Origin of the sequence: Spirillospora sp. NPDC047279 (genome assembly GCF_040643285.1) — a bacterium.
GTDB lineage: Bacteria > Actinomycetota > Actinomycetes > Streptosporangiales > Streptosporangiaceae > Spirillospora.
In genome coordinates, this window is record NZ_JBEYUA010000003.1 from 484,563 (window position 1) to 502,163 (window position 17,601).

The 17,601-nt window shown below is 72.0% G+C and carries 17 protein-coding genes; 7 read left to right on the plus strand and 10 right to left on the minus strand.

What is annotated here, in order from left to right:
- The first annotated feature begins 23 nt into the window (after positions 1-23).
- Together ABZ810_RS09505 and ABZ810_RS09510 are read left to right on the plus strand one after the other, a co-directional pair.
- On the plus strand, positions 24-953 hold the full coding sequence (locus ABZ810_RS09505) for a hypothetical protein (protein WP_358401396.1): 930 nt from the start codon (positions 24-26) through the stop codon (positions 951-953).
- A gap of 91 nt (positions 954-1,044) precedes the next feature.
- A complete protein-coding gene (locus ABZ810_RS09510) occupies positions 1,045-1,509 on the plus strand; it encodes a MarR family transcriptional regulator (RefSeq protein WP_358401398.1) in 465 nt (154 codons plus the stop codon).
- Positions 1,510-1,570: 61 nt separating this feature from the next.
- Here ABZ810_RS09510 and ABZ810_RS09515 read toward each other — a convergent pair whose 3' ends face one another.
- Entirely contained in the window at positions 1,571-2,458 is an 888-nt protein-coding gene (locus tag ABZ810_RS09515) for a TauD/TfdA family dioxygenase (protein ID WP_358401400.1), read from the minus strand.
- Positions 2,459-2,564: 106 nt separating this feature from the next.
- Complete coding sequence (gene rpsD, locus ABZ810_RS09520; RefSeq protein WP_358401402.1) at positions 2,565-3,173, minus strand: 30S ribosomal protein S4; 609 nt, start codon at positions 3,171-3,173, stop codon at positions 2,565-2,567.
- 104 nt (positions 3,174-3,277) lie between these two features.
- On the opposite strand from rpsD, the gene ABZ810_RS09525 reads away from it, so the two are divergent.
- The gene (locus ABZ810_RS09525; protein WP_358401404.1) at positions 3,278-4,063 is read left to right on the plus strand and encodes a DUF2470 domain-containing protein; all 786 of its coding nucleotides are present in this window, start codon (positions 3,278-3,280) and stop codon (positions 4,061-4,063) included.
- 202 nt (positions 4,064-4,265) lie between these two features.
- Entirely contained in the window at positions 4,266-5,453 is a 1,188-nt protein-coding gene (locus tag ABZ810_RS09530) for an aminotransferase class I/II-fold pyridoxal phosphate-dependent enzyme (protein ID WP_358401406.1), read from the plus strand.
- Between the two features lie 58 nt (positions 5,454-5,511).
- On the opposite strand, the gene ABZ810_RS09535 is transcribed toward ABZ810_RS09530, so the two are convergent.
- Entirely contained in the window at positions 5,512-6,699 is a 1,188-nt protein-coding gene (locus ABZ810_RS09535; protein WP_358401408.1) for a DUF5925 domain-containing protein, read from the minus strand.
- A 53-nt stretch (positions 6,700-6,752) separates the two neighbouring features.
- A complete protein-coding gene (locus tag ABZ810_RS09540) occupies positions 6,753-7,571 on the minus strand; it encodes a lysophospholipid acyltransferase family protein (RefSeq protein WP_358401410.1) in 819 nt (272 codons plus the stop codon).
- A 120-nt stretch (positions 7,572-7,691) separates the two neighbouring features.
- On the opposite strand from ABZ810_RS09540, the gene ABZ810_RS09545 reads away from it, so the two are divergent.
- Positions 7,692-8,543: a hypothetical protein gene (locus ABZ810_RS09545; protein WP_358401412.1), complete on the plus strand. Its 852-nt coding sequence runs from the start codon at positions 7,692-7,694 to the stop codon at positions 8,541-8,543.
- A 32-nt stretch (positions 8,544-8,575) separates the two neighbouring features.
- Here the strand turns inward: ABZ810_RS09545 and ABZ810_RS09550 are convergent, their stop codons facing one another.
- Positions 8,576-9,253: a uracil-DNA glycosylase gene (locus ABZ810_RS09550; protein ID WP_358401414.1), complete on the minus strand. Its 678-nt coding sequence runs from the start codon at positions 9,251-9,253 to the stop codon at positions 8,576-8,578.
- A gap of 252 nt (positions 9,254-9,505) precedes the next feature.
- On the opposite strand from ABZ810_RS09550, the gene ABZ810_RS09555 reads away from it, so the two are divergent.
- Positions 9,506-10,969 carry a wax ester/triacylglycerol synthase family O-acyltransferase gene (locus tag ABZ810_RS09555; protein WP_358401416.1) on the plus strand — a complete coding sequence of 488 codons (1,464 nt, stop codon included), beginning with the start codon at positions 9,506-9,508 and terminating at the stop codon, positions 10,967-10,969.
- On the opposite strand, the gene ABZ810_RS09560 is transcribed toward ABZ810_RS09555, so the two are convergent.
- Positions 10,956-11,954 (minus strand): hypothetical protein, encoded by a 999-nt coding sequence (locus ABZ810_RS09560; protein WP_358401418.1) that lies wholly within the window; start codon positions 11,952-11,954, stop codon positions 10,956-10,958. The two genes, ABZ810_RS09555 and ABZ810_RS09560, sit on opposite strands and share 14 nt — an antisense overlap.
- A 307-nt stretch (positions 11,955-12,261) precedes the next feature.
- On the opposite strand from ABZ810_RS09560, the gene ABZ810_RS09565 reads away from it, so the two are divergent.
- Positions 12,262-13,548 carry an MFS transporter gene (locus ABZ810_RS09565; RefSeq protein ID WP_358401420.1) on the plus strand — a complete coding sequence of 429 codons (1,287 nt, stop codon included), beginning with the start codon at positions 12,262-12,264 and terminating at the stop codon, positions 13,546-13,548.
- On the opposite strand, the gene ABZ810_RS09570 is transcribed toward ABZ810_RS09565, so the two are convergent.
- From ABZ810_RS09570 to lpdA, 4 genes are all read right to left on the minus strand, one after another.
- A complete protein-coding gene (locus tag ABZ810_RS09570; protein WP_358401421.1) occupies positions 13,538-14,341 on the minus strand; it encodes a tyrosine-protein phosphatase in 804 nt (267 codons plus the stop codon). The two genes, ABZ810_RS09565 and ABZ810_RS09570, sit on opposite strands and share 11 nt — an antisense overlap.
- 46 nt (positions 14,342-14,387) lie before the next feature.
- The gene (locus ABZ810_RS09575) at positions 14,388-14,837 is read right to left on the minus strand and encodes a PASTA domain-containing protein (RefSeq protein WP_358401423.1); all 450 of its coding nucleotides are present in this window, start codon (positions 14,835-14,837) and stop codon (positions 14,388-14,390) included.
- Positions 14,838-14,904: 67 nt separating this feature from the next.
- Positions 14,905-15,747, minus strand: coding sequence for a dimethylargininase (gene ddaH / locus ABZ810_RS09580; protein ID WP_358401710.1), 843 nt, complete (start codon positions 15,745-15,747; stop codon positions 14,905-14,907).
- 260 nt (positions 15,748-16,007) lie between these two features.
- Positions 16,008-17,414 carry a dihydrolipoyl dehydrogenase gene (lpdA, locus tag ABZ810_RS09585; protein ID WP_358401712.1) on the minus strand — a complete coding sequence of 469 codons (1,407 nt, stop codon included), beginning with the start codon at positions 17,412-17,414 and terminating at the stop codon, positions 16,008-16,010.
- Positions 17,415-17,601 lie beyond the last annotated feature (187 nt).

Consider the following 17,601-nt stretch of genomic DNA (forward strand, 5'->3'; position numbering starts at 1 on the left):
CCCCCACCCGAGGAGACTCCGAAGTGACTGCCAAGACCTCCAAGGACGCCGACGCCGTGGGGGCGGACGAGACCGAGCCGGACGAGACCACGGAGGCTCGGGCCGAAGAGACCGCTCCCAAGCCCGCCGCCAAGCGCAAGCGCCGCGTCCGGGTCATCGAGGTGCTCGACGACGAGGACCTCGACGAGGTGCTCGAATCCCTCGACGAGGAAGAAGAGGACGAGCCGGCCCCGCGCAAGAGGCCGGCCGCCAAGAAGAAGCCGGTGATCGTCGAACCGGAGATCGAGGACGAGGACGAGGAGGAGGACGAGGAGCCCGCGCCCAAGGCCAAGGCGAAGCCCAAGCCGAAGCCGAAGGCCCCCGCTCCCGACCCCGCCGGGCCGACCGTCCTCGGCCTGCCGCGCACGGCCGCGATCGTCGTGGTCGTCCTGGTCGCGCTGCTGGCGAGCCTGGCGATCTGGCAGTGGCGCACCGCGAGCTCGGCGACCGGCAAGGAGGACGCCCGCGCCGAGATCACCGAGCAGGCGACCGCGTTCGGCAACCTGGCGACGTCCTACAACGCGTCCAACTACCAGAGCCAGATGGAGAAGATCCAGAAGCTCATGACCGGCGACCTGCTGGAGCGGTACAAGTCGCAGACGGCGCCGGGCCTGGCGGGCGCGTTCAAGACCAGCCCCAACGCCTCGCTGGCGTCCAAGACCAAGCAGGTCTTCGTCGGCGGCGTCGACGGCAAGTTCGCCACCGCCGTGGTCTCGGTCGACATCACGGTGAGCGACGGCAAGCAGACCAGCTCGGTGCCGCAGAGCCTCATCCGGCTGGCGTTCGTCAACGAGGGCGGCCAGTGGAAGGTCAGCCAGATGAACGCCTCCGGCGACGACGGCTCGGGCTCCAGCGGCCAGCTGCCCAACGTTCCGAGCACCCAGCCGTCCCCGACGCAGAAGCCGAAGAACTGACCTCCGGCGCGTTCTGAACGCCTCACGACGCCCCGTACGGCATAACTGGAGCCGTACGGGGCGTTGCACGTGTTCGGCATCGGAGGTGCGCATGGAGGGACGCCGGGACCCGGTGGTGCACGAGTTCGGCGCCCTCCTGGGCGCGACCGCCGCGCTGGAACGCATCGCCGGCCGCGAGCTCGAACGCCGCTGCGGCATCAAGCACGCGACGTTCGAGGTGCTGCTCCATCTGGACCGCGCGGGCGCCGACCAGCTGACCATGGGCGAGCTGGCCGAACGCCTGATCCTCACCAGCGGCGGCATGACCCGCCTGGTCGACCGCCTGGAGACCGCCGGCCTGGTGAGCCGTCACCAGGCCCCCGGCGACCGCCGCCGCCAGCTCGTGGCCCTCACCGAGGCGGGGCGGGACAAGCTGGCCGAAGCCGCCGGCGTCCACACCGAGACCCTGAAGGCCCACTTCTCCGGCCCGCTGTCCGGAGAGACCTACCGCACGCTCATAGAGGCCCTCACGGTCCTCCGAGCCCACGCGAGAGTAGAGCTGGGCGACCTGCGCTGAGGGTCCGGGCGCATGACCGGGTGGCCGCGCCCGCGGGCACGGCCACCGGATCGCAGGGGTTTCAGAGGTAGCGAGCGGCGGCGGCTTCGGCGGGGGAGTCCTCGCCGGTGACACCGCCGGGGCCGGTCGGGACGCCGCTGTCGACCGACTCGGGAGCCATGAAGGTGACACGGTGCATCTTGCGGCGCTGGGTGTAGTCGGCGACCGCGTAGTGCTGGGTGGGCCGGTTGTCCCAGAAGGCGAGGGTGCCGGGGCGCCACTTGAGGCGGACCTGGAACTGCGGGTCGCGGACGGCGTCGAACAGCAGGGGCAGGATCGCCTCGTTCTCGCGGCGCGAGAGCCCGATCAGGCGCGTCACCGAGGAGCGGTTGACGTAGAGCGCCTTGCGGCCGGTCTCGGGGTGGACGCGGACGACGGGGTGGATCTGCGGCGGGTTCTTGTCCTGCATGTCGCGCAGGTCGAAGCGGTGACCCTTGTCGATGGCCTTGGAGATGGACATCGTCAGGTCGTGCTCGGCGTACAGCTCGTCGCACAGACGCTGGAGCCAGGGGGCGAGCGAGTCGTACACCAGGTACATGTTGGCCCAGTTGGTGTCGCCGCCCACCTCGGGCAGGATGACCGCGCGCAGCAGCGAGCCGGTCGGCGGGCGCTTCATGAACGTGTTGTCGGAGTGCCACTGGTCGCCGCCCTCGCCCTTGGGCGCGGTCTGGTCGAGCACGTGGATGGCCCCGCCGTCGACGTTCATCTTCGGGATGTCGAGGGTCCCGAAGTTCATCGCGAACGCCTCGTGCTGGGCGTCGTCGATGTGCTGGTCCCGGAAGAACAGCACGTAGTTGTCGAGCAGGCCCTGCCGGACGATCTGGACCTGCTCCTCGTCAAGGGGCTTGGTCAGGTCGATTCCCGTGACCTCGGCGCCGATGTTCGCTGTGACGGGGTGGAATTCGATCATGTCCTGGGGCCTCCATCGGTCTGCGCTGGTCAACACTGTGCCAAGCAATCGCTAGGTTGATGCTAACCGATGGAGGCGGACACCTGTCCAGGCCCAGGGCCCGCCGTTACCGCGAGTAGTGCTCCACCACGAGCTGCTCATCGCAGATCACCGGGATCTCGGCGCGCTCGGGCAGGCGGACGAACTGGGCGGCCAGGGCCTCGTGGCGCACGTCCAGGTACGGCGGCACGTTCTCGGTGTGGGCGCCGGTCGCGGCGACCTGGAACGGCACCATGGAGCGGCTGCGCTCGGCGATCGTGATGACGTCGCCGGGGCGGAGCCGGTAGGAGGGCCGGTCGACCCGGCCGCCGTTCACCAGCACGTGGCGGTGCACGACGAACTGGCGGGCCTGGTAGATCGTGCGGGCGAAGCCGGCGCGCAGCACCAGGGCGTCCAGGCGGCGCTCCAGGTCGACGATGAGGGCCTCGCCGGTCTTGGTGCCCTTGACCTTGTTGGCCTTGGCGAACGCGTTGCGCAGTTGCGCCTCGCGGATGTTGTACTGCGCGCGCAGCCGCTGCTTCTCGCGCAGGCGGACCTTGTAGTCGGACTCGTTCTTGCGCGCCCGGCCGTGCATGCCGGGCGGGTAGGGGCGGGCCTCGAAGTACTTCACGCTCTTCGGGGTCAGCGGAATGCCGAGGGCCCGGGACAGCCGGACCTTCGGGCGGGGGTTGTTCATTGTCCTCCTTCAGTGGTTAGGTGAACCTTAGTTAGGCAAGGCTAACCTACGACGTCAAGGGAGGGTGCGGCGTGGGTCGCAGGTTCAGCGCTATCGGACGAGGTGTGAAACGGCCGAGCGCGGCGGAGAGGGCGCGGACGCTCGCCTACGGGGTCGCCGACGGCGTCCTCGCGGCGCCCGGCGTCCCGTACGCGCCGGTGACGGCGCATGTCACTGAGGAGAACGGCCGGTCGCTGCTGCTCATTCCCGCGGCGTCGCCCGTCGCCGTTGCGCTGAAGGGCGAGCCCGACCTGCCCGCCACCCTGCGGATCTCCGACGTGGCCCCGGTCGCGCTCGCCGACCGCGTGCGCGGGCGGGCCTGGCTGCACGGCTGGGTCACCGAGGTCCCGGCCGGTGAACGCCGCGACGCGGCCGTCCGGCTGTCGCGCCTGCACCCGCGCCCCGAACTGCTCGACCTCGACGGGAACGGCGACTGGACGCTGCTCGCCCTGGAGGTCGCCGAGGTCGAGGTCGACGACGCGTGGGGGACCGCCACCCTGGAGCCGGAGGAGTACGCCGCCGCGTCGCCCGACCCGTTCGTCGCGATCGAGGGCGGCATCCTGGAGCACCTCGACGCCGCGCACCGGCCGGAGCTCGCCGCCCTGGTCGGCGACCGGATCACCGGCCGGATCGGCGGCGCCGACGGCGGACCCGGCCTCGTGCCGGTCGTCCGGCCGCTGTCCCTGGACCGCTACGGCATGTGGCTGCGCTGTAGGTATGTCACCGGATCGGACGGCCATGACGAGCACCTCGAACCGCTCGACCTGCGGGTGGTCTTCCCCGAGCCCGTCAGTGACCTCCACAGCCTGCGGTGCGTCTACCGCAGGCTGCTGGTGCCCCGCGCCTCCTGAGCACGGCGCATGATCCCGCCGTGTGTACGTGGTGGGTGCAGTGGTCGCACGGATGCGGCGCGGCCCCGTTCCGGGCGATGCTCGGATTCGACCGCGGGTCGCCTCTGCCGCGGGGTGCGGAGGCGGCTCCGGTCCCGGGGAGCCAGGCCACATTTCCGAATTGGCCCTGTGGCGCGCGATCACCTCGGCCGAGGCTGGTGCCATGAGCACTGAGCACCCCGAGACCCGCGTCGTCCACCCGGCCGTGACCACGCCCGCCGGCAGCCGCCCGCTGGGCGTGCCGATCTACCAGAGCCACCTCTTCGCGTTCGACGACGCCGACGAGATGGCCGCCGCCTTCGACGGCCCGGACGGCGCCTTCTTCTACAACCGCCTCGGCAACCCGACGGTCCGCGCGTTCGAGAACGCGGTGGCCGACCTGGAGGGCGGCGTCTCGGCGCACGCGACGGCGTCCGGGATGGGCGCGATCAACGCCGTGCTGATGGCCCTGCTGAAGTCGGGCGACCACGTGATCGCCCAGTCGTGCCTGTACGGCGGGACGTACACGCTGCTGAAGGACCTGACCGAACGCTGGGGCGTCGAGGTCACGTACGTGAGCGGCGAGGACCCCGCCGAGGTGCGCGACGCGCTGCGCCCCGAGACCAAGGTCCTCTACCTGGAGACGATCGCCAACCCGACGACCCAGGTGGCCGACCTGCCCGCCCTCGCCGGCGCGCTGGGCGAGGGCTCCGGGGTGCTGACGGTCGTCGACAACACCTTCGCCACACCGCTCCTGTGCCGGCCGATCGAGCACGGCGTGGACATCGTCGTGCACTCGGCGACCAAGTTCCTGAGCGGCCACTCCGACATCGTCGGCGGCATCGCGGTCTTCGCCGACGCCGCCGTACATCGCACGGTGTGGGACCACGCGGTCGAGCTGGGCTCCACCGCCGACCCGTTCGCCGCCTGGCTGGCCCTCCGCGGCCTGGCCACCGTGGGGTTGCGGGTGGCGCGGCAGAACGAGACGGCGCTGGAACTGGCCCGCCGGCTGTCCGGGCACCCGGCGGTGCGCAGGGTCGACTACCCGGGGCTGCCTGAGCACCCCCAGCACGAGGCCGCCGGGCGGCTGCTGGGCGGCAGGGGCGGCGGCGTGCTCTCGTTCGAGCTCGCGGGAGGGCGCGCGGCGGGCCGCACGTTCGTCGAGGCCGTCCGGCTCGTCTCGCTCGCGCCCTCGCTCGGCGACGTCAAGACGCTGGTGATGCACCCGGCCAGCACGTCCCACCGCAAGCTCGACGCCGCCGCGCTGGCCGCCGCCGGGATCGGCGAGGGCACCGTGCGGTTGTCCGTCGGCATCGAGCACCCCGACGACCTCTGGGCCGACGTCGAGCAGGCCCTGGCGAAGGCCGGCTGACGGCCCCGGCCGGACCCGCCGGCCGGACCCGCCGGCCGGAGGTCGGCCGAGGTGCCGGTCAGAGGTAGAAGCCGGTGTCGGTCGCCGGGGCGCTCTCGATCGCGGGGCGTACCTCGCCCTTGCGCAGCGCCACCAGCTCGGCCAGCGTCGCCCCGCCGGGCCCGATCCGGGCCGTGCCGGCCGTGCCCGCCGTGTCCTCGGCGCCGTCCTCCGCGCCCTCGTCCAGCCAGGCGAGGGCTTCGGGGCGGGTGAGCGGGCCGACCTCGATCTGGGCGAGGCACCGGCCGGGCCGGACGACCGCGGGGTGCAGCCGGGCCAGGTCCTCGTTCGTGGTGATCGCGACCAGGACGTCACGTCCCTGGCCGAGCATGCCGTCGGTGAGGTTGAGGAGGCGGGACAGGCCCTGCCCGGCCGCGTCCTTGGCCTCGCCGCGGATCAGCTCGTCGCAGTCCTCCAGGACGAGCAGGCGCCAGCGGCGGTTGTCATCGTCGTCGCCCTCGCCCACCGCGACCTGCATCAGGTAACCGGGCGCGCCGAACAGCGCCTCGGGGTCGAGCACGCAGTCGGACTGGCACCACGCGTTCCAGGAACGCGCCAGCGCCCGCAGCGCCGTGGTCTTGCCGGTGCCGGGCGGCCCGTGCAGCAGCAGGAGCCGGCCCGCGACCTCCTCGCGCGTCAGGCCCATGACCTGGTCGAGCGCCGCGGCGACGGGCGCGGTGTAGTTGCGCCGGATCTCCGTCCAGTCGTCGGCCGAGATCGTGCGCTCGCTGCGGATCGGGCCGCGCCCGCCCAGGTGCCAGAAGCCCATCTGGACCGCGCTCTCGTCCTCCTTGGGCGGCTCGGTGGCGTCCCGGACGCACTCGTCCAGCACCTCCCGGGCCAGCTCGTCGGAGACGGCCGACACCGCGACGTACGCGCTGCCGTGCTTCCACCGGTTGGTGAGCAGGGTCCAGCCGTCGCCCTCGTAGAGGACCGACTCCTTGCCCTTCTCGTGCGCCGTCCGGATCACCCGCGCCGCGGCGGGCCGCAGCGGGGCGTCCGACTTGACCTGGTCGAGCTGGGTGGACCTGGACCAGGGCTGCTCGCCGGACGCGAACGGGCGCAGCGACAGCACGTCCATCACGTCGGCGGGCGAGTTGCCGTCGTTGAGGTTGAGGACCACGGGCAGGCCGAGGTCCGCCCCGGGATCGGCGTGCGGGTCCCGGGGCTCGACGAGATGGAGGATCTCCTGCGGCCGCTCGGTCATGCCTCCGATGATCAGACGCCGGGACGGCCCACGTCCAACGAATTACGCTCCGTTCAGGAGCCGGACCCCTCCTCCTTGCGAGGCCGCCCCTCCTCGAGGGCCTGCTCGGCCTTGCGGGCCTCCCGCGCGGCCTGGCGTTCCTCGGCCTCCCTGGCGTCCAGCTCGGCCGCCTCCTCCGGGGTCGGCGCCGAGCCGCCCAGGTAGGCCGGCTGCCACCAGGTCTCGCCGCCCTTGGGGATCTCCGGATACTCGCGCTGGGCCCTCTCCAGGAGCTCGGCCATGCGGCTGCGCAGCTCCTCGGTGACCTTGTCGTAGTCGTCGCCGCGCTTGGGGTACATCGGCTCGCCGACGAGGATCGTGACGGGCACGTTGCGCTGGAACAGCCGGCGCTTGCGGCCCTTGGTCCAGAGGCGCTGCGGCCCCCAGATGGTGATCGGCACCAGCGGCACGCCGCCGGCCACCGCCATCCGGACCGCGCCGCTCTTGATGTCCTTGACCGTGAACGACCGGCTGATCGTGGCCTCGGCGAAGACGCCGATGATCTCGCCGCCCTTCAGCGCCGTCAGCGCGGCCTTGTAGGAGGCCGCGCCCGCCTGCCGGTCCACCGGGATGTGGTGCATGCCGCGCATCAGCGGCCCGGCGATCCTGTTGTCGAAGATCTCCTTCTTCGCCATGAACCGGACGAGCCGGCCGGCCGGGTGGGTCGCCAGCCCGGCGAAGATGAAGTCGAGGTAGCTGATGTGGTTGCTGACCAGCACCGCGCCGCCGGTGCTCGGGATCTTCTCGGTCCCTTCGAGGCGGAACTTGAGGCCGAGCGCCTTGAAGAGACCCTGCGCCGCCTTGATCACCGGTGGGTACACGATTTCGGACATGGATGCACCGTACCCGTGCAGCTGATGATCAGCGAGCACGGGCGATGCATCCCACATTCGGCCCGATCTCTGAGAGGCTTAGGGCAGGACGTTCCGGGAGAAGGATGAGAGGAGCTGAGCATGGAACCGTTGGACGCGGCGGCGGGCGTGCACGCGCTCATCCGGGACCTGCTGCCGGCGGTCGCGCCGAGCGCCTGGTTCGACTCGGGCACCTCGGAGGTCGTGCTGCCGGTGGGCCGCTCCGAGGCGCGGGCGTCCAGCTGGACCGTCCTGGAGCGCTGCGCCCGCGAGCCCAGGGACGCCTGGCCGGGCGTCATCGACGACTGGCTGCGCGAGGTCGGCGACCGCGCGTTCCTGGCGGTCGGCGAGATGGAGCTGTTCGGCGACGTCCGGGAGCTGCTGCGGCTGCGCATCGTGCCCAAGCTGGCGCCGCGCGACCGCGAGGGCCTGGTGGTCGTCCCGGCCGGCGACCACTTCGACGCCATGGTCATGATCGAGCACCCGCGTTACGGCGGCCCGCTCACCAAGGCCCGCGCCGGCCTGCTGGGCCTGCGCAAGCTCGGCTACGTGATGACCAACACCCACGACCGCGAGCTCGCCGACGTCGAGGTCCGCGACCAGCCGCTGCTGCCCGGCGAGAACGTCCGCGTCGTCACCAAGCCCGGCAGCCGTTACGTCTCCGCCCTCCTCAGCGAGGTCGAGCAGTTCCTGCCCAGCTACAACGAGAACGGCGCCCTGGTCGGCGTGCCCTGTCACAGCACGCTGCTGCTCTACCCGATCACCTCGACGTCCGTCCGCGAGGTCCTGCCGATCTTCTCCGACGTGGTCGCCGAGATGCACGACGCCGCCGACGACCCGTGCGCGAGCGGCGTCTACTGGAGCCACGGCGCGCGCCGCCTGACCCCGCTCCCGCCGGAGGCCGACGACTCCGAGGAGTTCGCGGCCTTGCTCTCCCGGCTTTCCCGGCCCTGACCCGTGCGGGCCGAGGCCGCTGCTCAGGGGGCCTAGGGCAGTTTCCAGTCGACCGGCTGCGCGCCCTGCTGCTCGAGGAGCTGGTTGGCGCGGCTGAACGGGCGGGAGCCGAAGAAGCCGCGGTCGGCCGACATGGGGCTCGGGTGGGACGACTCGATGCAGGGGACCGGGCCCAGCATCGGCTTGAGGTTGCGGGCGTCGCGGCCCCACAGGATGGCGACCAGCGGGCGGTCGCGCGCCGCGAGGGCGCGGATGGCCTGCTCGGTGACCTCCTCCCAGCCCTTGCCGCGGTGCGAGCCGGGTTTGCGCGGCGCGACGGTGAGGGACCTGTTGAGCAGCAGGACACCCCGTTCCGTCCACGGCGTGAGGTCGCCGTTGGAGGGCTCGGGGTGGCCGAGGTCGGAGCAGTACTCCCGGTAGATGTTGATCAGGCTGCCCGGGATCGGGCGGACCTCGGGGGCGACCGAGAAGCTGAGGCCGACCGGGTGCCCCGGGGTGGGATAGGGGTCCTGGCCGACGATCAGTACCCGGACGTCGTCGAAGGGCTGGGTGAACGCGCGGAGGATGTGGGCGCCCGCGGGGAGGTAGCGGCGGCCCGCGGCGATCTCGGCGCGCAGGAAGTCGCCGGCCCGCGCGATGTGGGGGGCCACCGGCTCCAGGGCCGTGGCCCAGCCGGATTCGACGATCTCCGCGAGTGGTCGTCCCGTCATGGGGGACCACCCTAATGCCGCGATCTTGGCCGTGTTGGGCACTGTCTCAGAGTGCGGAAGGATATTGGCCACATGAGGTCGGTGGTCGTCGAAAGTTTCCACCGTTCCACGGTGGGCCTGGGCTGATGACGGTGGTGAAACGCCCTGTTAAGTCGCAGTTACTTCCTCACGACCTTCATTGACCTACGTTCGGGTATTTCGTACTTCCTTGGGGTAGACGCCAGCGCACCCTGAGCAAAGGCAGGAACGAGCATGAGCCAACTGACCGCAGTGGACGCCACCTTCCTGCACGCCGAGACGAGCACTACGCACGCGCACATCGCCGGGCTGGGCATCGTGGACGCCCGCGAATGCCCGGGCGGCAGGCTGACCGTCGACGCCATGGTCGAGCTCATCGGGCTGCGTGCGCATCTCGCGGCCCGTCTGCTCCGCCAGCGGCTGGTGGAGGTGCCCCTCGGTCTCGACCACCCGTACTGGGAGGACGATCCGGACTTCGACCCGCGGCGCCACATCTACGAGATCGCGCTGCCCGCGCCGGGGGACGACCGGCAGCTCGCCGACGCGGTGGCGATCCTGCACGAGCAGCCCCTGGACCGGAGCCGGCCGCTCTGGGAGCTGGTCATCATCCAGGGGCTCTCGGACGGCCGCAGCGCCGTCTACGTCAAGGCGCACCACGCCGCGATCGACGGCGTGATGGCCGCCGAGACGCTGGCCGCGCTCCTCGACCTGTCTCCCGAGCCGCGCGAGCTCCCCGCCGACGACGCCGAGCCCGCCCGCGCGCCGGGCGCCTGGAGCATGCTGAGCACCGGCCTGCTCAAGACGGCGATGCACCCGTTCCGCAGCGCCGTCTCGGTGGCCCGCGCGGCGCCGTACCTGGACGAGATCCCGGGTGTCTCGGCGATCCCCGGCGTCGGCCTCATGACCCAGATGGTCCAGGGAGCGCTCCGCCGGGAGGAGCTGCCCAAGGCGCCGCGGACCAGCGCCCCGCCGACCTCGTTCAACCTGCCGATCGGCCGCCACCGGTCGGTCGCGTACGGCGACCTGCCGCTCGGCGAGGTCAAGGAGATCAGGGCCGCCCTCGGCGGCAGCGTGAACGACGTCGTCATGGCCCTGTGCGCCACCGCGCTGCGGCAGTGGCTCGACAAGCGCGGCGAGCTGCCCGACCGCCCGCTCGCGGTGGGCGTGCCGGTGTCGCTGCGCAGGGGCGACGACGCGGGCGACGCGGGCAACAGCGTGTCGCTGATGGCCGCGCCGCTGGCCGTGCACGTCGCCGACCCGGCCGAACGGTACGCGGCCGTCCGCGCCGACATGGACTCGGTGAAGCGCCGCTTCGTGGCCTCCTCGGGCGGCTGGGTCGCGCAGCTGACCGGCGCGATCCCCGCCGCGTTCGCCGGGCCGATCGCCCGGTTCGCGCTCGGCGCGCTGCCGACGCTCCAGTCGGTGCCGAACGTCAGCGTGCGCCCGATCAACCTGATCATCTCGAACGTGCCGGGCCCGCAGTTCCCGCTCTACCTGTGCCGGGCGCGGGTCCTGGGCTACTACCCGATCTCCGTGGTCACCGACCTCAGCGGCGGCCTCAACGTCACCGTCTTCTCCTACGACGGCCGGGTCTGCGTCGGCATCGTCGCCTGCCGCGACCTGGTGCCCGACCCGTCCGAGGTCCTGGACTACCTGGGCGACGCCCTGAACGAGCTGAAGGACCTCACCCGCGGCTGAGCAGCACGTCCCGGTGCCGCCACGCCAGTTCGAGCGCGGCGGCGCCGGCCGGCTGCATCGGCCGCGGCACCGTCCCGCCGAACGGCTCCGTCGAGACCCGGCCCTCCGCGTTCTCCCGGACCAGGCCGGCGAACAGCTCGTCGAAGACGGCCGGGTCGAGGACCACCACGGCCAGCAGGTCGACGGCGAACGTGAGCGGGTCGGCGCCCAGGCCCAGGACGTGCGCGCGCAGCCGCCCGCCCGCGCGGTGGCGGTCCAGCGCCCCGGCGAGCGCCGCGAACTCCACGTCCCTCCAGTCGAGGACCTCGTCGGCGCCGAGGAACTCCTCGCTGTACTCCCGCTGCATCGACCGCCAGAGATCGAGGTCGGCCACGTCGTCGGTGAGCGGCTGGAAGACCCCGACGGGCATGACCTGGTAGAGCCCGCCGGCGTGCGCGACCTTCCCGGGGTCGCGCCAGTGCAGCACGTAGGAGGCCGGCCGCCCGTTCCGGATCGTCACCGTCGTGATCGCCGTCAGCGCCGTCCGGCGGGTGAGGTCGCACGGGTCGCCGACGCGCGTGCGCAGCGGCAGGCCACCGCCGTCACCGGCGGCCAGCTCGTGGGCGACCGCCTCGCCGACGTTGACCCCGTCGAAGTAGGACGCCGGCCCGAACCGCAACCGGGCTGCCCGCAGGTCGGCGTCGACCAGCCGGTAGGCGGGGCGATCCTCGAAGACGGCCGGGGGCGCCAGCGCCGCCATCGCGTCCGCGTAGGTACGGAAGGCCGGCGGCAGCCCCTCGGCGGGATCCACGACGGCCGGGGGCTCCGGGGCGGGCTCCCACTCCAGCCGTACGTCCTCCAGCGGGATCGGCGCGTCCGGGACCCAGCCCGGCCGCGCCAGCAGGGCGCTCGAACCCACCCGCGGCGCGTCCGGATAGAGCCGGTCGGCCGCCGCCCCCAGCTCGGCCCGCGTCGCGTTCAGCCTCTTCCGCACGTCCGCCCACACGCCGCCCAGCGTACGGACCCGGTGGCTCGCCGGACGGCGGGTGTGGCGTTCACCACGTCGAAGACCTCGCGGGCGGCGTCCGTGAACGCGTCGTGACCGAGCCCGGCGGAGGCCCGGAGCTCGTCCCGCGCGGCACCGCCCGCAGCGGACGCGAGCAAGGCCGGCAACGGCCAGGCGCCGCCCCTGACACCACCGACGACGTGCCGGGGAGGGTCTCCGCCCAGCGCCGGGTGAGCGCGTTCACGGCCCCGATCGCGGACATGACAGGGATCATCGCAGCCCGCCCGGCCCCTTATCGTGATTAATCGTGCAGAACGATCCCCCCACCACGGTTCCCCGGCTGGCCTGGCTCCTGTGGGCGGTGGGCGGCACCGCGTACATCGTGGCGGTCCTGCACCGGACCTCGTTCGGCGTCGCCGGCCTCGAAGCGGCCGACCGTTTCGGCACCTCCGCCGGGATGCTCGCCTCGTTCACCGTCCTCCAGCTCGTCGTCTACGCCGCGCTCCAGGTGCCGGCCGGCCTGCTCCTGGACCGGCTGGGGCCGCGCCGCATGGTCGCGGGCGGCGCCCTGGTCATGGCCGCGGGCCAGGCCATGCTGGCGTTCGCCTCGGACGTGGGCTTCGCGGTGGCCGCCCGGGTGCTCGTCGGGGCCGGCGACGCCATGACGTTCATCAGCGTTCTCAGCGTGGTGACCGCCTGGTTCCCGGTACGGCGCATCCCGGTGTTCACGCAGCTCACCGGCCTGCTCGGGCAGCTCGGCCAGGTGCTCAGCGCGATCCCGCTGGTGGCGCTGCTGCACGGCCCCGGCTGGACGGCCGCGTTCGGCTCGGCGGCGGCGCTCGGCGTCTTCGTCGGGGTGCTCGCGCTGGTCGTCCTGCGGGACGGCCCGCCGCGGAAGGCGGTCCGGGCGTCGGAGGTGGGCCGGAACGTGGTCGAGGCCTGGCGGCACCCGGGGACCCGCCTCGGGCTGTGGAGCCACTTCGTCACGCAGTTCAGCGCGAACACGTTCGCCCTGATGTGGGGATTCCCTTATCTGGTCAGCGGCCATGAGCTGAGCCCCGCGCGGGCGAGCATGCTGATGACCCTGCTCGTGCTGGCCACCATGATCTCCGGCCCGTTCGTCGGCCGGCTGGTGGGACGGTACCCGCTGCGCCGGTCGTGGCTGGTGCTCGGCATCACCTCGCTGAGCGTGGCCGGGTGGGCGGTGACCCTGGCCTGGCCGCCGCCCGCACCGCCCTGGCTGCTGGTGCTGCTCGTGCTGTGCGTCGCCCTGGGCGGGCCCGGCTCGATGATCGGGTTCGACTACGCCCGGACGTTCAACCCGCCCGGCCGGCAGGGCACCGCGACCGGCATCGTCAACGTCGGCGGCTTCGTCGCCTCGCTGGTCACGATCCTGCTGATCGGCCTGGTGCTGGACGCGATGTCGCCGGACGGGGAGTTCACCCCGGAGGCGTTCCGGGTGGCGTGGACGGTCCAGATCCCGATCTGGCTGATCGGCGTGGCGGGCGTGCTGCGCACCCGCTCCCTGGCCCGCCGCCGCATGGCCGCCGACGAAGCCCTTCCCGCCTCGACCGGTGCCGGCCTCAGCCGGTGAGGTTGGCGCGGAGGGCGTCGAGGGCGGCCGGGTCCAGGTCGAGGCCGTCGGCGAGGAAACGGTCGAACGAGCCGTAGCGGCGGTCGGCCTCGTCGAAGGCGGCCTCCAGGTAGGCGGGCCGCTGCTCCAGCAGGGGGCGGAGCAGCTCGGGGTCCTTCATCTGCCCGGTCTCGCCCAGCTGCCGCAGCAGCAGGTCGTAGCCCGCCCGGTGGTAGTCGTTGGATCGCAGGTAGTCGGCCATGATCTCGTCGCGCGGGACGCCCATGACGGTCAGCACGATCGCGGCCATCCAGCCCGTGCGGTCCTTGCCCGCGGTGCAGTGGAAGAGGAGCGGGAGCGACGGCGCGTCGGCGGCGCGGCGCAGCGCCGCGGTGAACTGGGCCCGTTCCTGCGGGATCGCGACGAAGGCGCGGTTGACCTCGGCGAGCACGTGCTCGGTGCGGCCACCGCCGAACGTCTCCTCCTGGCGGGCCGCGTCGCCGCTCAGGATGACCTCGTAGAACACGTCGAGGTTGCCGCCGCCGACCGGGAGCGGCACCAGTTCGGCCCCGGCCGGGAGCCGGTCGCCTCCGTTGAGCTCGATCTCGCTGGGCATCCGGAAGTCGATCACGGTCCGCAGCCCGAGCGGGGCGAGCCGGTCGAGGTCGGCGCCGGTGAGGGCGTTCAGCGCGTCGGCGCGCAGCAGGCGGCCCCGGGCCAGCTCGCCGCCGCCCGGCAGGCGATGGCCGCCCAGGTCGCGGACGTTCGCCGCGCCCTCGAGGACGATGTGGCCGTACCGGTCGCCGTAGTCCATGCCCCAATGATCACTGATGGGCGCCGGTGCCCTCCGGCCAGGGGCGTCATTTCCGGGCGGTCAGCGTGATCTCCTCGCGGACGCCCTGGATGCTGCCCGCCGCGGCGGACTGCCGGGTCACCGTCCAGTTCTTGATCACGAACACCCGCTCGGCGTCCTCCGACTGGAAGCGCAGCTCGGCGCCGGACCGGCCCAGGTAGCCCGCGCCGCGCATCGTGTTGAACGCGTCCCGGCCGTCCTTGCCGACGACGTCGGGCATCGTGAACGTCTGGGGCGTGGACGACGTGGTGGGCGACGTGGTGGGCGACATGCTGGGCGACGTGCTGGGCGACGCGGTCGGCGAGGCCGGGGCCGCCGGCGCGCTCGGCGAGACGGACGTCACCGTGTCGCGCCGGCCGTCGGCGAACTGGGCGGCCCGGTCCTCCGTGCCGCACGCGGTGAGCAGGGAAAGGCCGATCAGGCCCGCCAGGCCGAGGCCCGGCACTGCGGGTTTCATGAGATCCCCCGATTTCTCTATGCGTTCGACTCAATACACAGAGTAATCGGGGGGTTGAGGGCGGTGATCAGGCGGTGCGCAGCTCCAGGGTGCAGCACTTGGGGCCGCCGCCCGCCTTGCGCAGCTCGGAGAGGTCCACCGGGACGGGCCGGAAGCCGCGCTCGTCCAGCAGCTTGATCAGCCCGTCCGCCTCGGCGTTGACCACGACGTTGCGGCCGTCGCTGACGGCGTTGAGGCCGAGGACGGCGGCGTCCGCCTCGTCCGCGATCACCGCGTCCGGGAACAGCCGCTCCAGGACGGCCCGGCTGCCGGGGGAGAAGGCGCCGGGGTAGTAGGCCACGGTGTCCCCGTCCAGCGGGAACAGCGCGGTGTCCAGGTGGTAGAAGCGCGGGTCGACCAGCCGCAGCGTCACCACCGGGCGGCCGAGGTGCTCCTGGGCCTCCTGGTGGGCGGCCAGGTCGGTGCGGAAGCCGGTGCCGGCGAGGATCACCCGGTCGAGCGTGAGGAAGTCGCCCTCGCCCTCGTTGGTGCAGGCGGGCTCCAGCAGGTCGGGGAACCCGTTGCCGCGCAGCCAGTCCGCGTACGCGGGGCCCTCGGCGGCCCGTTCCGCGTGGGTGAAGCGCGCCCCGTAGGCCCGGCCGCCCACCACCAGCGCGCCGTTCGCCGCGAAGACCATGTCCGGCAGGCCCGGGATCGGGTCGATCAGGCTCACCTCGTGCCCGAGGGCGACGTACGCCGAGCGCAGCGCCTCCCACTGCGCCACGGCCCGTGCCGCGTCCGCGCCCGCGGCCGGATCCATCCACGGGTTGATCGCGTACGTGACGGCGAAGTGCTCCGGACGGCACATCAGGTAGTGACGCCGGACGGCCTCGCGCACCGGCGTCCGCGACGCGACGGGGACGGGCTCCATCGTCGCGGCGGACGTCGGTTCCATAGCCGGGGACACGGTCATGCGGGCTCCTGGGGAGGCTTCCGGACGGAGGATTCGAACGATCGAAAGCCTAGGAACCCGGCAGCCCCCCGACCAAGCCGTCGTTCTTGCGCTGACCTGGTGTTTCGTTGCTTCTCAATGGCCTTTCGCGGCAGATCGTTGCGCGTTCACCGGCCGGAAACACCGCGGGCCCCCGCCTGTCGCCAGGACGGGGGCCCGGAGCACTCCGGCGACCGGTGTCACAGGTTGATCATGTGGCCGGCCAGGCCGTGCACGGCCTCCTTGACGGCCTCGCCGAGCGTGGGGTGCGCGTGCACGTTGCGCGCGACCTCCTCCACGGTCAGGTCCCACTGCTGCGCCAGGGTCAGCTCGGGCAGCAGCTCGGTGACCTCCGGGCCGATCAGGTGCGCGCCGAGGAGCTCGCCGTACCTGGCATCACTGATGATCTTGACGAAGCCCTCGCCCTCGCCCATGCCCAGCGCCTTGCCGTTGGCGCTGTAGGGGAACTTGGCGACCTTGACGTCGAAGCCCTGCTCCCTGGCCTGCGCCTCGGTCCAGCCGAAGCTGGCGATCTGCGGCTGGCAGTAGGTGGCGCGCGGGACCATGACGAAGTCGATCTCCATCGTCTCGGCCTCGGCGATGGTCTCGGCGGCGATGATGCCCATCGCCTCGGCCGCGTGCGCCAGCATCAGCTTGGCGGTCACGTCGCCGATGGCGAAGAGGTGCGGGACGGACGTGCGTCCGCGGCCGTCGACCTCGATGGCGCCGCGGTCGGTGAGCTGGACGCCGGTCTTCTCCAGGCCGTAGCCCTCGACGTTCGGCTGGAACCCGATCGCCTGGAGCACCTTGTCGGCCTCCAGCACCTTCTGGGCGCCGTCCTTGCCGGTCACGGTGACCTTGACCTTGTCGCCCGAGTCGTCGATCGCGTCGACGCGGGTGGAGGTGAGCACCTCGACACCGAGCTTGCGGTAACGCTTGGCGAGCTCCTTGGACACGTCGGCGTCCTCGTTGGGCACCATGCGGTCGAGGAACTCGACGATCGTCACCTTGACGCCGTAGTTGTGCAGCACGTACGCGAACTCGACGCCGATGGCGCCGGCGCCCGCGATCACGATGCTCTCCGGCAGCTCGGAGCTGAGGATCTGCTCCTCGTAGGTCACGACCCGCTCCGACAGCGAGGTGCCCGGCAGCAGCTTGGTGTGCGCGCCCGCGGCGATGATGCACGAGTCGAACGTCACGGTGTCGCTCGTCCCGTCGGTGTTGGACACCTGGAGGGTGTTGGGGTCGGTGAACGTGCCCCGCCCGTTGAACGACGTGATCTTGTTCTTCTTCATGAGGAACTGCACGCCCTTGACGAGCTTCTCCGACACCTCACGGCTGCGCTGGTACGCCGTGCCGTAGTCGAAGGACACCTGCCCCTCGACCTTGATCCCGTACTTCTCCTGCTCCGTGGTGAAGATGTGCGCGAGCTCGGCGTTGCGCAGCAGCGCCTTCGAGGGGATGCAGCCGACGTTGAGGCAGACGCCGCCCCAGTACTTCTCCTCGATGATGGCGGTCTTGAGGCCGAGCTGGGCCGCACGGATCGCGGCGACATATCCACCAGGGCCGGAGCCCAGGACCACGGTGTCAAAGTGTGTGCTCATAATCCATGACGATATTCGGCGCCGGCCGGTGGTCGCATCTCTGTACCGTGACCGTGCCCCACCAGGCACGAGGCGTGACCAAGAGGGTCCCATGAAGGGCGGTCCGTCACAGCCTGTTATGGTTTGGAGTTCTTCTCGGCGGCAACACCGTTCTGGAACATCCGGGCCGCCCGCGACGTTAGTCGCAGTC

Excerpts from the sequence above, each read along its gene's own strand:
- ABZ810_RS09510 (WP_358401398.1), top strand. The coding sequence starts at position 1,045 with ATGGAGGGACGCCGGGACCCGGTGGTGCACGAGTTCGGCGCCCTCCTG.
- ABZ810_RS09515 (WP_358401400.1), bottom strand. The coding sequence starts at position 2,458 with ATGATCGAATTCCACCCCGTCACAGCGAACATCGGCGCCGAGGTCACG.
- rpsD (WP_358401402.1), bottom strand. The coding sequence starts at position 3,173 with ATGAACAACCCCCGCCCGAAGGTCCGGCTGTCCCGGGCCCTCGGCATT.
- ABZ810_RS09530 (WP_358401406.1), top strand. The coding sequence starts at position 4,266 with ATGAGCACTGAGCACCCCGAGACCCGCGTCGTCCACCCGGCCGTGACC.
- ABZ810_RS09535 (WP_358401408.1), bottom strand. The coding sequence starts at position 6,699 with ATGACCGAGCGGCCGCAGGAGATCCTCCATCTCGTCGAGCCCCGGGAC.
- ABZ810_RS09540 (WP_358401410.1), bottom strand. The coding sequence starts at position 7,571 with ATGTCCGAAATCGTGTACCCACCGGTGATCAAGGCGGCGCAGGGTCTC.
- ABZ810_RS09545 (WP_358401412.1), top strand. The coding sequence starts at position 7,692 with ATGGAACCGTTGGACGCGGCGGCGGGCGTGCACGCGCTCATCCGGGAC.
- ABZ810_RS09550 (WP_358401414.1), bottom strand. The coding sequence starts at position 9,253 with ATGACGGGACGACCACTCGCGGAGATCGTCGAATCCGGCTGGGCCACG.
- ABZ810_RS09555 (WP_358401416.1), top strand. The coding sequence starts at position 9,506 with ATGAGCCAACTGACCGCAGTGGACGCCACCTTCCTGCACGCCGAGACG.
- ABZ810_RS09570 (WP_358401421.1), bottom strand. The coding sequence starts at position 14,341 with ATGGACTACGGCGACCGGTACGGCCACATCGTCCTCGAGGGCGCGGCG.
- ABZ810_RS09575 (WP_358401423.1), bottom strand. The coding sequence starts at position 14,837 with ATGAAACCCGCAGTGCCGGGCCTCGGCCTGGCGGGCCTGATCGGCCTT.
- ddaH (WP_358401710.1), bottom strand. The coding sequence starts at position 15,747 with ATGGAGCCCGTCCCCGTCGCGTCGCGGACGCCGGTGCGCGAGGCCGTC.